Source organism: Neobacillus sp. (assembly GCF_031988165.1).
Lineage (GTDB): Bacteria > Bacillota > Bacilli > Bacillales > Cytobacillaceae > Neobacillus > Neobacillus rhizosphaerae.
Map to the genome: position 1 here is coordinate 74465 of NZ_DALZYO010000004.1, position 13259 is coordinate 87723.

11 protein-coding genes are annotated in these 13259 nt (G+C 41.9%); 8 read left to right on the forward strand and 3 right to left on the reverse strand.

Going from position 1 to position 13259, the window contains the following annotated elements; translation table 11 throughout:
- Positions 1-96 precede the first annotated feature (96 nt).
- The 3 genes from RTR43_RS03470 (at position 97) to RTR43_RS03480 (ending at position 3589) form a co-directional block, all read left to right on the forward strand.
- Positions 97-1059 carry a hypothetical protein gene (locus tag RTR43_RS03470; RefSeq protein ID WP_312469682.1) on the forward strand — a complete coding sequence of 321 codons (963 nt, stop codon included), beginning with the start codon at positions 97-99 and terminating at the stop codon, positions 1057-1059.
- Between the two features lie 57 nt (positions 1060-1116).
- Entirely contained in the window at positions 1117-2250 is a 1134-nt protein-coding gene (locus RTR43_RS03475; protein WP_312469683.1) for a hypothetical protein, read from the forward strand.
- Positions 2251-2872: 622 nt separating this feature from the next.
- Positions 2873-3589: a polysaccharide deacetylase family protein gene (locus RTR43_RS03480; protein WP_312469684.1), complete on the forward strand. Its 717-nt coding sequence runs from the start codon at positions 2873-2875 to the stop codon at positions 3587-3589.
- A 175-nt stretch (positions 3590-3764) separates the two neighbouring features.
- On the opposite strand, the gene RTR43_RS03485 is transcribed toward RTR43_RS03480, so the two are convergent.
- From RTR43_RS03485 to RTR43_RS03495, 3 genes are all read right to left on the reverse strand, one after another.
- The gene (locus RTR43_RS03485; protein ID WP_312469686.1) at positions 3765-5093 is read right to left on the reverse strand and encodes a (Fe-S)-binding protein; all 1329 of its coding nucleotides are present in this window, start codon (positions 5091-5093) and stop codon (positions 3765-3767) included.
- Positions 5090-6502: a glycolate oxidase subunit GlcD gene (gene glcD, locus RTR43_RS03490; protein WP_312469688.1), complete on the reverse strand. Its 1413-nt coding sequence runs from the start codon at positions 6500-6502 to the stop codon at positions 5090-5092. The genes RTR43_RS03485 and glcD overlap by 4 nt, the downstream gene beginning before the upstream one ends.
- A 159-nt stretch (positions 6503-6661) precedes the next feature.
- A complete protein-coding gene (locus RTR43_RS03495; RefSeq protein WP_312469689.1) occupies positions 6662-7783 on the reverse strand; it encodes a CdaR family transcriptional regulator in 1122 nt (373 codons plus the stop codon).
- 162 nt (positions 7784-7945) lie between these two features.
- Between RTR43_RS03495 and RTR43_RS03500 the strand changes: the two genes are divergently transcribed.
- The 5 genes from RTR43_RS03500 (at position 7946) to RTR43_RS03520 (ending at position 13248) form a co-directional block, all read left to right on the forward strand.
- Positions 7946-8809, forward strand: coding sequence for a Cof-type HAD-IIB family hydrolase (locus tag RTR43_RS03500; RefSeq protein ID WP_312469690.1), 864 nt, complete (start codon positions 7946-7948; stop codon positions 8807-8809).
- A 168-nt stretch (positions 8810-8977) separates the two neighbouring features.
- Positions 8978-9886, forward strand: coding sequence for an N-acetylmuramic acid 6-phosphate etherase (murQ, locus tag RTR43_RS03505; protein ID WP_312469691.1), 909 nt, complete (start codon positions 8978-8980; stop codon positions 9884-9886).
- Positions 9887-9911: 25 nt separating this feature from the next.
- Positions 9912-10766, forward strand: coding sequence for a MurR/RpiR family transcriptional regulator (locus RTR43_RS03510; RefSeq protein ID WP_312469803.1), 855 nt, complete (start codon positions 9912-9914; stop codon positions 10764-10766).
- Between the two features lie 116 nt (positions 10767-10882).
- Complete coding sequence (locus tag RTR43_RS03515; protein WP_312469693.1) at positions 10883-12244, forward strand: PTS transporter subunit EIIC; 1362 nt, start codon at positions 10883-10885, stop codon at positions 12242-12244.
- The gene (locus RTR43_RS03520) at positions 12241-13248 is read left to right on the forward strand and encodes a MupG family TIM beta-alpha barrel fold protein (protein WP_312469695.1); all 1008 of its coding nucleotides are present in this window, start codon (positions 12241-12243) and stop codon (positions 13246-13248) included. Before RTR43_RS03515 ends, RTR43_RS03520 begins: the two co-directional genes overlap by 4 nt.
- Positions 13249-13259 lie beyond the last annotated feature (11 nt).

Genomic DNA, 13259 nt, shown 5'->3' on the forward strand with positions numbered 1-13259 from the left:
GTCCAAAATAGTCAGAAATTAATAAAAAGTACCAAAAAGAAGGGCCATCTGAATCAGGTGTTCTTAGGTGAATAGCATCGTTTTCTAGTGGGAGAGTTGAAAACGGCCAAAAAATGTCTTATTACCTCGAATGCTGTTCATGAACATTACGATGAGATGAAAGGGGGTGACATCTTGCACTTCCGCTATATTCTTATAACAGGTCTTATGGTTGGAGCGGCCGTGTTTTTACCGGGCAATGCCTTTGCCGAAAAGAACGAACTAAGTGGACAGCAGCATTCTCAAAAAGCGTCAATACATGCAAATAGCTCATTAAAAAATGATAACGAAGCTGTACAAACTAACGTTTCGCCAAAAGCCAAAAATGCAAAATCCATAGAAAAAACTGTGGTGTTACCTGAACCAGCTGTTAAAAATCAAGCTAGGGCAAAACAGTCGGCATCTAACGGTTCAATTCAACGATCAGATTCCCAGAAACCTAAAGCAGCAGCGAGAGATTTGCCAGAACAGGCGAAAGGTAACATGCGGTCTGCGATAAAAAAATCTGAGAAGGAAGCTAAATCTTCCTTGTCAGAAAAAGTAGACGGGAGACAGGAAAATAATAGTGGGTTAGGAAAGAATAAGGCGGCTCCAAAAAATAAATCCGGGAATTCTGATTCATTGCCTAATGCTCATATTGAAGTTAAAAACAAAGGCCAATCGGCGGGATTGGTTAATGCGTTCAAGCCACACGTATCAAGTACAAAAAAGGAAGATAGTTTTGAACTCATTGAATCAGAGCCGCAAAAACAGGGACAGGACCCTGCTAGTCAGGGAGAAATTCCAAAGATGAGCCAGGAGATTAACTCAACGCAAAGGACGAACGGTTCTGGAGGTCATTCAAATGATCGGATCAGCAGCGGATTAAGCACATTAAGCTTGATGGAAAAATGGTTTGAATGGAATAAATACTATGAAATCAAACTTGTCCAGCCTTACCTCTCTCGAGATGCATTTTTAAATAACCAATGGGTGAATGCGCCGCCTGCACCACCGCCGCAGGAAGCTCCTTTTTTATAAACCGTTTACCGCAGCAAAAAGCCACGGAACACGATAATTAAAGGAGCGAATTAAATAATGAAACACTACCTTAATCCGAATAATGTTGTTAAATCTTTAGTACTGACAGGAGCATTGTCTTTTGGAATTTTTACCGGAGGCCATTTAACTGAAGCAGCAGGCCATGATAAAGCAAAAACAGAACATAGCGTTCATATAAAAAGTGAAAATTACGAAAACGAAAATGTAAAAGAAAACGAAAAAGCACATAAAAAAGCTAATGTAAAAGAAAACGAAAAAGAAAATGAAAAAGAAAAGTCTGCCCATTGTGCGGTACCAGCTATAAAGGGACAGAAAGAAGTAGAAGCGAAAGAAACTGTGAAGTCTAAAGAAGAAAAGGTTAATAAATCACAGGCGAGTGTGCATGCCAGTGAGACAGCAAAAATGCATGCTGCTCCAAATTCAGCGGTTCATGGTAAGGGAAAACAAGCTGAAGAAGTGATAACAGAAGAAGTAATAACTGAAGAAACTCCAGCACAAGAACCTGCAGAAGAAGTAGTTACTGTTGTCCCTAATGAGGTAACTAATGATACTGATTCAGATTCTGAAACGAAAGAAACAGCTGCTCTTGAAAACGATGTTGCTGTAAAAGTTGACGATAATGAAGTGGCAGTTAAAGAAGATGAAAAAACTGCAAATCTTGATTCTGATTCTGCAGTAAAAAATGAGGATAAAGAAGATGCTGCTGATGATTCAGATTCTAATTCCAATTCCAAGAAAGTCAATTTTGTTACTGATGCAGTAGTAAAAACAAATGAGGACGATGAAGCGGATGCTCCTGAAGCAGATGCTGAGAAAGAAGCAAAGGTAAATCCTTCTGCTGCTAACAAAGCAAAATCTCAAGCGAGCGTACATGCAAGTGAGGCTGCAAAAGCTCATGCCGCAGCAAACTCCGCTGTCCTAGCTGGCGAAGAAGTTTCTGAAGATGTAGTAACTGAGGAAGCTGAAAAGGTAACTGAGGAAACTACGGAAGTGACAGACGAAAGTACTGAAGTAGTAACTGAAAAAACAACAGAAGAAGAAGTTACTGAAGTAGCAGCTGAAGAAACTACAGACGAAGCAACTAAAGTTGAATCTGAAGAAGCAACAAAAGAAGTAGCAGCTGTAGAAAACGCTGAAGAAACTACTGTTGATGCCGCAATAAAAGAATAATCAACTTTCCAAAAGAAACCGAGGGAATTCCTTCGGTTTTTCTTGGCTAATCAGAATATCAATAAATTCTGAACGTATAAGTGCACTAAGAAGGACTTCAATAAATTCTGAAATATTCGAATTGAAGTAAAAAAACCGGACCGTGTCAAGGAGCTTTCATTATATTTATTCATTATTTTTTGACTCGATAGGCTCTCCGCTCAGCATATTCTGAACAAGGAATGCAGACCTTGATTACCCTTCCTTTGTCATCGATGTATTTTCTTAGAGGCTTTACTTTCCGCTTACAGATTATGCATTTATTATTTAAAAAATCAAAGAATGACATAATATTCCTCCAAAAAACCGCTAGATTGAAATCTCTATATATTATTCTGAAACATCAATACCGTACCATATTGGAATCAAGATGTTAACCCGGATACTTAAAGATAGGACGTGACGGACGGGCAAACCATCAACGTCAAAGATTCTTGTCTGCTGAGCCAGAGATATGGTAGAAGATGAAATGATATAAATGGTAAATTGAGCAATATCTCAACATAGTAATCATCATAATGGTGCAAAATATAAAGACTTACGTTCTCGGTAAGAAAAGGATTGATAAAGGGGCTTTAAAGTGATGAAATGGGTGCTCTTCGTTATTGTATTCATCTGTTTCTATACCAATATCTACACGAATGCAAATGCAGGGATGATCAAGCGAAAGCAAGTAGAGCCAACCGGGCAGGTTGTTTGGGATGTCACTACTAAGAAAAAGGTCATCGCTTTAACGTTTGACGATGGACCAAATCCTATCTATACACCACAGGTTCTGGCCGTCCTGGAAAAGTATAATGCCAACGCAACATTTTTTCAGATTGGAAATCGAATGGAGCGATATCCGGAGGTTGTCCAACAAGTTGTCGAGGCCGGTAATGAATTGGGCAATCATTCGATGACACATCCGTATGAAAATAAAGTTGGCTTTCAACAGATGCACTTTGAAATCATTCAGGCTGAACGCATTATCCAAAAGTACCAGCCAAACCATCCTAAGTTGTTCCGGCCCCCAGGAGGATATTTAGACAATGACTTACTACAGGAGGCAAAAAGACAAGGATATAAAGTCGTGCTTTGGTCCTATCATCAGGAATTAAAGGATTGGTCCCTACCTGGTGCACAAGTCATTGCCAATCATGTCATTCGGCATGCCAGGAATGGGGACATTATTCTCCTTCATGATGGCGGTGGTGACAGAAGCCAAACTGTTGAGGCTTTAAAAATTTTTCTGCCAGCCCTTAAGGAAAAAGGGTATCAATTCGTAAGTGTATCGGAGCTGCTTTCTAATAAAGAATAATGCCAGTAACATTTCTGAGAATGGAAAATCATTTTTCGTTCGTACCCATGTTCAGATGAAGATGAATTGCTATCGCCTTAGCTAAAGTAATGGAGGGCAGTAAATTAATTTAGTGGTGAAAAAGGGCTGTCCCAATAAAGATCACTTTTCAGTGAACCTTTGGGACAGCCTCTTTTTATGCTTGTTTTACAGCCTCAATTAATAGGTCCACAATATGAACCCCTCTCATTTTTGACGATAGCGCTTCCCTTTCAATTCCCAGCTGCATTTGTAACAAGCAGCCAGGATTAGCGGTGACAATGGTGGTCGCATGGGAAGATTTCGCTTGAACCATTTTGTAGTCAAGCATCACCATCGACATTTCCGACTCGACAATATTATAAATTCCGGCAGATCCGCAGCAGCGGTCGGCGTCTTTCATTTCTTTATATTCCACACCTTGAATCCCTGTAAGAAGGGTTCTTGGTGCGGATGCTGTTTTCATCACATTTCTTAGATGGCACGAATCCTGATAGGTGATAACCTGTGGCGGGAGCTCTAATTTCACCTTTTGATGAAAGTCGACTGCTACCAATACTTCGGAAATGTCCTTTATCTTTTCCTTGAAATCTTTGGCTCGGTCTTTCCAAACAGGATCATCCTTCAGTAAATGATCATAATCGATTAGGAATGCGCCACAACCGCCAGCGTTGGTAATGATATAGTCCACGTTTAAGTTTTCGAAGGCGATGATATTCTTTTTAGCCAGATCCTTGGCGGTTTGTTTTTCGCCGCTGTGTCCATGCAAGGCTCCGCAGCATACTTGATTCTGTGGAATAACGACCTCACAGCCGGCTAATTGTAGCAATTTCATGGTGGCATCGTTTGTCTTTAGGAACATCGTATCCATTAAACAGCCGCTGAAAAAAGCTACCCGGTTAACTTTTTCAGCGATTGCCGGAAGATATTCAGGACGATTTTTCATCTCTTTCATCGTCGGCACCTTGGGCAGTACTTTTTCCATTGTCACCAAACTTTCAGGTAAAAGTCCCAAAAAACCAATTTTTCGTGCAATCGTTTGAATTCCGGAGCGTTGATAGAAGCCCAGTAAGCCTACTGTCCCGCGCATCCTGTTTGGGTGCGGAAATAATCCTTGAAAAACTGTTTTTCTGACGATCCGTGCTGGTAAAGAGTGTTTCTTGTTTTGATTGATGATATCCCTAGCATCTTCTAATAAATGACCATAATTCACACCAGAGGGGCAGACTGGTTCGCAGGCCCTGCAGCCGAGACAAAGTTCGAGTGAACGTTCAAAATCTTCATCCGGCTCAATCACCTCATCGACGACCGCCTTCATCAGGGCAATTCGACCTCTAGGGGAATGGGATTCTTTGTAGCCTGATTCAATATACGTTGGGCAAGTTGGCAGGCAAAAACCGCAACGCATACAGTTTAGCAAATCATCTTCGTTCATTCGGGCTTTAAATTGCTCTTGGATCTTTTCTTGCTCTTTCATGGTTGTCATTTTGTCACCACCACGCGTTTCTTGCTGTCTTTGGCAAAAACCTTCCCTGGATTCATGATATTATTAGGGTCAAACCCGTGCTTAATGGCTTTCATTGCTGCGATTCCTTCTTCTTTTAGCTTCCATTCGAGGTAGGGGGCTTTCATTGCGCCGACTCCATGTTCCCCGGTAATCGTTCCGCCTAAGGCAATCGCGTGTTCAAATATTTCGGCAAAGGCTTTTTCAACTCGTTCCATTTCTTCGTGATTCCTGGCATCGGTTGCACAGGTAGGGTGGAGATTCCCATCCCCGGCATGGCCGAAGGTACAAATGGTCAGCTGATATTTGTCAGTAATCTCATTGATGGCTTTCACCATATTGGCAATTTCTGACCTCGGGACCGTCGCGTCTTCGAGGATTGTCGTCGGCTTTAAGCGGGCAATCGCAGATAGTGCGGTGCGTCGTGCAGTCCTCAGTGCTTCAGCTTCTGCTTCAGAAGCGGCAATTTGAATCGAGACTGCCTGTTCCTGCTTACAAATATCGGCTATTCTTGTTAAATCACGTTCGACGACTTCAGGAGGTCCGTCCTGCTCGATTAAAAGGACGGCCTTCACATCAGTTGGCAGTCCGATTTTGGCAAAATCCTCAACTACCTGTAAGGTGGGCTGGTCAAGAAACTCAAGTGTTGTTGGAATGATTTTATTCGCAATAATCGCTGACACCGACTTGGCGGCAGCGGATAGGTCTTGGTAAAGGGCAAGCATCGTTTTTTTCGTTTCTGGCATCGGAATCAATTTAAGTGTGGCCTCAGTAATAACAACTAGTGTTCCTTCAGAGCCGACAAACAGACGGGTCAAATCATAACCAGCGACATCCTTTGCCAGCTTTCCGCCAGTCCGAATAATATCGCCATTAGGCAACACCACTTCAAGTGCAATAACATAATCGCGGGTTACTCCGTATTTGAGTCCGCGCAAACCACCAGAGTTTTCATTGATGTTGCCACCAATCGTGGAGATTTTCATCGAGCTTGGATCAGGAGGATAGAAAAGCCCCTTTTCTTCCACGGCATGAATCATATCAAGCGTGATGACACCAGGCTGAACGGTTACGGTTAGATTCTCTTCATCAATTTCGAGGATCTTGTTCATATGTTTAAAAAGCAGGACTATTCCGCCCTCAGTTGGGCATGTTCCGGCACAAAGGTTCGTTCCCGAGCCGCGTGGCACAATTGGAACCTTATATTGATTACAAACCTTTAAGATTTGTGAAACTTCCTCTGTGTTCCTCGGGCTGACAACGGCATCCGGCATTGACTGGAAGTTTGGCGTGGCATCATAGGAGTAAACTAATCGTTCAGTTTTGGAATCATCATAATTAGCATTGGTCACAATGGCAATCAATTTTTCTTTCACTTCATTAATAAGCATTTTGTTTCCCCCATCCTCTCCGTGCTGCGTAAACTATTTTCATACTGTTTAAAGTATAAAAAAAAAGAAGTCTACCTGCTATGGATAAACATCTAAAAAAAAAGTATATTATTATTCTGTTTTTGGTTGTTTATCTAAAAAGATGGTAGCTAAAGCCTATTATTTTTCAAGCATTGGCTGTTCTTCTAAAAAAAGAATGGCTAGGTACAGACAGAGTAAATCGTGAATCTTGCTTGGTTTTAAATGTGTCATGTCCTCGACCTTTTTTAGGCGATAATGCAGTGTATTTATATGGATATGCAAGGATTGGGCCGTGTTTTTTAAGGAGTGGTTTTGCTTAAATAGTTCTGTTAGTGTTTCGAGCAATTCACTTTCAGATAATATCGAACCAATGGTTCGCTGGATGTAAGCTGATTTTACCTCAGGACGAAGCTCCTCAGTGATCATTTCAAGCATTAATTCCTCATCGAATATAATCTCTCGTTTACATCTAGCAATTTTCAGCGCTCGTTCGGCCTGCTCATAGGAATGGCGTATCAGATTGCCTTCTCCTTTTTGTCCAACCCCTGCATAAGCGGAAATTCCAAAGGTATTCTTTAAAAATTGCAAAAAATGATTCAGCCGTTTTTTGATAGTTGTTGGATGAACAGTAGCGGAACTATCGATTAAGAGAATGATTCGTTCATTTCCGGACCGTGCTGTGACATCATGCTTACTTTGAGAAAATGATTTCAAAATAGAGGACCAAACATCCCTTGAAAGTGGATAGTTTCTTTTGTCAAACTCAATAATGGCTGCCGTTCGATCTAGTTCAAGATTGATGGATAGCGTTCGAGCTTTATCCACTAGTTCAGGACTTGGCTCTTTTGTTTGCAGCCATTCCATTACGAAGGTTTCGATTGTTCGAGAGTGCCAATCAAATTGTTCGGCATAGTAGTTTTCACTAATTAACAGCTCCGTCATTTTGCGAATGATTTCACCAAATGGGGTGATGGTTTCAGGGTCCCCAGTAATCCCAATCACACCAATGACCTCATTTTGAAACAGGATAGGAAGATTAATTCCCGGCTTTACCCCTTTTAATTGCGGTATCTCTTTTTCTGTGATGATCAGCTTTTTCCTGTTTTGTGAAGTGATTAATGCTCCTTCATGGAAAGCACCGACTCTCTCCCGATTGGTGCCAGCAATAATATGGCCATCTGTGTTAACGACAATGATTTCTTCACCGATTAATTTCCGGACTTCCTTGACAATTTTTTCCGCGAGATCGGGTTGAAGCAAGGTAAGCACCTCCCTTACCTTCATTATATCTAAATCCAGGCCCTGATTTAACATAAACGAACATACTCATTGAAAAAATAGGAAATAGAAAAACAATTTTGAAATATAATTTCAAAAAAAATATAATAATATTAAAAAATGACTTCATAAGGAGAGGTAAAAATGAAATATCCATTATTAGCGACTGACCTCGATGGGACATTATTAACCGATCAAAGAGAGATTGATATTGAAACAATAGAGGCGATTCAAGAGTACCGTCGAAGAGGGGGAAGGGTGGTTATTTGCAGCGGACGTTCCCCACTTTCAACAAGATGGATTGCCAATACCATCGGCCTAAAGGGAGAGCCCATCATTGCTTACAATGGCGCCATCCTGCTTGATGAGAATGGAGAGGTTAGCGAACAATCGGTTTTCCAGCATGAATCTCTATTGAGTTTCTGGGAATTATGCGAAAGGGAAGGGATCTATGCTCATTTTTATGAAGGGGATACGCTCCTAGTCCCAAAGGTAAATAAATGGAATGAGACCTGGATTGAAAATAATATTCCCTCTCTTAAAAGATCAGGCGGCGAGTTCAAAAACTGTCAAAGCTTTCGGGAAAAATGCCAGGTTCATGTCATTGAGCATTTTTACCAATATCTGAAGGAAAATCAACCTGAGATTACAAAAATAGCCGTTTTTGATGATAGCAATGCACTCGAAGATTTTTCCAAACGGATTGGGGAACAGATAGAGGATATGGAGATTAGCAGCAGTTTCAATTTCATCAATTTAGAAATTTCTCCGAGTGGTGTGACCAAGGCCTCCGCACTGTTAAAGCTTTCTGAGCAGTTAGGTATCCCTATCTCACATACCGTTGCGATTGGCGATAACTATAATGACGCCCTTATGCTTTCCGCGGCAGGATTAGGAATTGCGATGGGGAATGCACCTGATAAAGTGAAATTATTGGCAGATCAGGTGACGGGCAATAATAATGATGCAGGGGTGGCGACGGCCATCCGCCGTTATTTACTGGATTAGTGCCATCCGCTTTGTTAGATTGTTCTGTTACAGTAGGGAAAAAGATTTTTTAAAATAACATTTCAGTATTTCTATAAAAATATTGAAATGTTATTTCAAAGAGAATATAATAAGTATATGAGTAACCGCTTACAGCGTAGAAAAGACCAATAGGAGGTCAACTATACTATGGAAGAAAATCTTGAATTATTAACAACAGAATCGCGCAATCAACAATCAATCAAGATTGATACGGCAAAGCCAATGGATATATTACGAATCATGAATGAGCAAGATCAATTAGTGGCGCTAGCTGTAAAGGATGTCTTACCAGATGTAGAAGCAGCGGTTCAGTTTGTATTTGAATCCTTTCAAAAGGGAGGGCGACTTATTTATTTAGGTGCAGGCACGAGCGGCAGGTTAGGGGTGCTTGATGCAGTCGAATGCCCGCCAACCTTCAGCACTGATCCAGAAATGGTTCAAGGTATTATGGCAGGGGGCGAAGGTGCCTTTATAAAAGCGGTGGAAGGAGCGGAGGATGATCCCGATCTCGGTGTTAGTGAATTGAAAGCATTGGGACTAACGAATGACGATACGGTTATTGGCATCGCTGCCAGCGGTCGAACACCCTATGTGATGGGAGCACTTCGCTATGCACGAAGTATCGGCGCTAAAACCGTCGCCCTTTCATGTAATAAAAATGCGGCGATTAGTAAGGAAGCGGATCAAAGCATCGAGGTGATTGTCGGTCCGGAGGTACTAACTGGTTCGACTCGTTTGAAAGCTGGGACAGCCCACAAAATGATTTTGAATATGATTTCTACCTCCTCGATGATTCTTTTGGGGAAAGCCTTTGAAAATTTAATGGTGGATGTTCATGTGAGTAATCAAAAATTAAAGGAACGGGCGATTGGAATCATCCAGAAAATTACCGGGGTTTCTTATGAGATGGCCTTGGAGACTTTAGAAAAGGCAGATCTACAAGTCAAAACGGCGATCGTCATGATTAAGACGGATACAACAAAACAGGAAGCAGAAACATTATTATCTGAAGCGAATGGGTATGTAAAAAAAGCAGTCCAAAATGTTGAAAAATGAATGGGATGAAAAGGTGGTCTTTTGTGTGGCAGCAGGCGGTTTAAAAATGATTCAAAATATGCTTGAACAGCTTCCGACTTCGGAACGGAAAATTGCGGAGTTTATTCTTGAAAATCCCCAAAGTATTTTAAACAGTACAGTCAATGACATCGGGATTCAAGCAAATACAAGTGGTGCAGCTGTTATTAGGCTTTGTAAGTCCTTGGGCTTAAATGGGTTTCAGGATTTAAAAGTAAGAATTGCAAGTGATTTAGTGAAGCCTGTTGAACAAGGGTATCGCGATATTGAACCTGGTGAATCCTTCTTCTCCATCGTTCAAAAGACAACCAGCAATAGTATCCAAAGCATCCGTGATTCGGAAGAGATGATCAATTATGATGAATTGGAACGTGCTGTACAAACCTTGTTACCTACTCAAAATGTTCATTTTTTTGGAATTGGTGCTTCTAATATTATCGCCAAGGATGCACAACAGAAATTCCTACGGATTCATAAAAATGCAACCGCTTTTACCGATACGCATCTTGTCGCTACTTTAATAGCTAATGCGAATAAGGATGATGTGGTGTTTGGAATCTCTCATTCAGGGGAAACACCCGAGGTCATTAAAGTGATGGCCCTAGCGAAAGAGCGTGGCGTTAAAACGATTAGTTTAACGAAATACGGACAATCATCGGTCTCTACCCTAGCAGATATTAAGTTGTTTACAGCTTATTCCGGGGAGGCGCCGTTTCGAAGTGCGGCCACATCATCGCGCCTTGCGCAGTTATATTTAATCGACATTTTGTTTTTATCGATGGCGACCGTTCAATATGATGAGACGATTCACTCGATAGATAAAACAAGAGAAGCCATCCGGTTTATTAAAGAAGGGAAATAATATTGCAGGGGGTGATGTGAACACCATTCCGTTTCTTTTTTTCATAACAAGGTTGACTGGAGAAATAAATCAGAAGATTATGACACCATAAAACAACAGAGAAGAGGGGAATTAGCATGGCAGGAGAGAATAAAATTTTAGCCGAAAAGATTCTGGAACTTTTAGGAGGTCCAGAGAATGTTGGCCATTACACACATTGTATGACTAGACTACGTGTTACACCGAAGGATGACACGATTGTCAACAAGGCGGCTATTAAGAAAATTGACGGGGTACTTGGAGTTGTTGAAGAAGAGACATTGCAAATTATTCTTGGACCTGGAAAAGTAAATAGAGTGACAGAAGAGTTTGGTAAATTAATAGATGCTTCAGGTGGCATCGATTTAAAAGAGAAGGCAGCTAGTAATAAGGCAGAAATAAACAAAAAGAATGCCACTCCATTTAAGTTGTTTTTACGAAAAATCTCTAGTATTTTTATTCCTTTAATCCCGGCACTTGTGGCATCAGGGTTAATTACAGGTGTATCAAAAGCGATTATCCAGGCTGGATGGTTAGCGGCGGATTCGCAAATTGCCATGATTTTGACAGTAATAGGAAGCGGGTTGTTTGGTTACTTAGGTATTCTCGTTGGTATCAATGCGGCGAAAGAATTCGGCGGTTCACCTGCACTTGGGGGCCTTGCAGGTATCTTAATCATTAACCCAGCAGCTGCGGGAATCGTATTGTTTGGTACGCCGTTGCTTCCTGGACGAGGCGGCTTGATTGGCGTTCTGTTTGCGGCCATATTTATTGCCCTTGTCGAAAAACGGGTACGCCGTTATGTTCCACAATCTCTTGATCTTTTTATAACGCCAACGGTTGCTTTATTGATTACTGGTATTGTAACTTATCTTGTCTTTATGCCGATTGGCGGTTTCATTTCCGATATTATTACAAAAGGTTTAACTTCATTACTCGATGTTGGCGGTGTAGTTGCCGGATTTGTCCTTGGGGCAACCTTCCTGCCGCTCGTTGTTACTGGTTTACATCAAGGATTAACACCAATACACCTTGAGTTAATTAACTCAACGGGCATTGACCCGCTTCTTCCTATCTTAGCAATGGGTGGGGCAGCACAGGTAGGAGCTGCATTTGCGATATACTTTAAAACCAAAAAGACTCGCTTAAGAAGAGCCATTGGAGGAGCACTGCCTGCAGGTATTCTTGGTATCGGGGAGCCGCTTATTTTCGGTGTAACGTTGCCATTAGGTCGTCCATTTTTAACGGCTTGTTTAGGAGCTGGCGTAGGCGGTGCTTTTCAAGCAGCGTTTCATGTCGCTACCGTTGCTGTAGGGGTATCCGGTTTACCACTTGCCTTCCTTGTGGTAACTGGTCAAGTTCTGCTTTATTTAGCAGGGGTATTGATCGCCTATGCGGCTGGTTTTGCCTTCACATATCTATTTGGTTTCAAAGATGAAATGGCTGGTGAATTTGATTGATCGGTATTTCCTTTTACTTGAATGATTCAAGTGCAGAAGAACGGATTGCTATTGCAGGAAAAATGGGTGTGAAGCGGGCATTTACCTCGCTTCACATTCCTGAAGAGTCCGGGGATTTAGCCAGCCGCGCGAAAAAGCTGCTACAGACGGCGAAGGAAGCAGGAATAGAGGTTTATGCGGATGTATCGTTAAGAACACCTGAACACTTGGGATTGGCTAGCTTAGTTGAGTTAAAATCCTTAGGGGTAATGGGGTTGCGCTTGGATGACTTTTTTGATCACGATACGATTTTGAGCTTGGCGAAGGATTTCAAGCTTGCCTTGAATGCCAGCATTTTGTTTGAAGAAGATGTACGTGCCTTGCTGGAAGGCGGGTTAACAGCTAATCAGCTGATTGCATGGCATAATTTCTATCCACGGCGTGAAACTGGATTAGCTGAATTGTTTTTTGACTCACAAAATGAACTTTATAAACGATATGGCATCCCTGTTAGTGCCTATATTCCAGGAGACGGAGAAAAACGTGGTCCGTTGTTTGAAGGGCTGCCTACCTTGGAAATGCATCGTGAAGTGGATCCCTTTATGGCGGCGTTGGAATTGTTCCGGGCTGGGGTCGAGGATGTGTACATCGGCGATCCAGAAATAAGTGTTGGCCTCTTAGAAAAATTAATGGAGTTTGACCGTGATCGTCGGGTTTCGATTCGAGTCGAAGGGTTTCAAGAAGGGGAGTTCCATCTCCGTCCTGATTTTTCCCGTGACGTTCTTCGGTTGATGGATACACGAAGTGCTGAGGCGGTGGTGCCTGAGAATACTGGTGCTCGTCCAGTCGGATCCATTACCAGAGATAATGACCACTATGGCCGCTATCGCGGAGAGATCCAAATCACGCTTCATGACCTGCCCGCTGATGAGCGAGTCAATGTGGTCGGGAGGGTAGTGGAAGCAGACTTGCTGCTACTTGCCTATCTTCAACCTGATCAAAAGCTGAATTTAATAAGAGTCTAAAAAAACTGCCA

What these genes read in the sequence shown, in the direction of transcription:
- RTR43_RS03475 (WP_312469683.1), top strand. Translation starts at nt 1,117, where the DNA reads ATGAAACACTACCTTAATCCGAATAATGTTGTTAAATCTTTAGTACTG.
- RTR43_RS03480 (WP_312469684.1), top strand. Translation starts at nt 2,873, where the DNA reads ATGAAATGGGTGCTCTTCGTTATTGTATTCATCTGTTTCTATACCAAT.
- RTR43_RS03485 (WP_312469686.1), bottom strand. Translation starts at nt 5,093, where the DNA reads ATGACAACCATGAAAGAGCAAGAAAAGATCCAAGAGCAATTTAAAGCC.
- glcD (WP_312469688.1), bottom strand. Translation starts at nt 6,502, where the DNA reads ATGCTTATTAATGAAGTGAAAGAAAAATTGATTGCCATTGTGACCAAT.
- RTR43_RS03500 (WP_312469690.1), top strand. Translation starts at nt 7,946, where the DNA reads ATGAAATATCCATTATTAGCGACTGACCTCGATGGGACATTATTAACC.
- murQ (WP_312469691.1), top strand. Translation starts at nt 8,978, where the DNA reads ATGGAAGAAAATCTTGAATTATTAACAACAGAATCGCGCAATCAACAA.
- RTR43_RS03515 (WP_312469693.1), top strand. Translation starts at nt 10,883, where the DNA reads ATGGCAGGAGAGAATAAAATTTTAGCCGAAAAGATTCTGGAACTTTTA.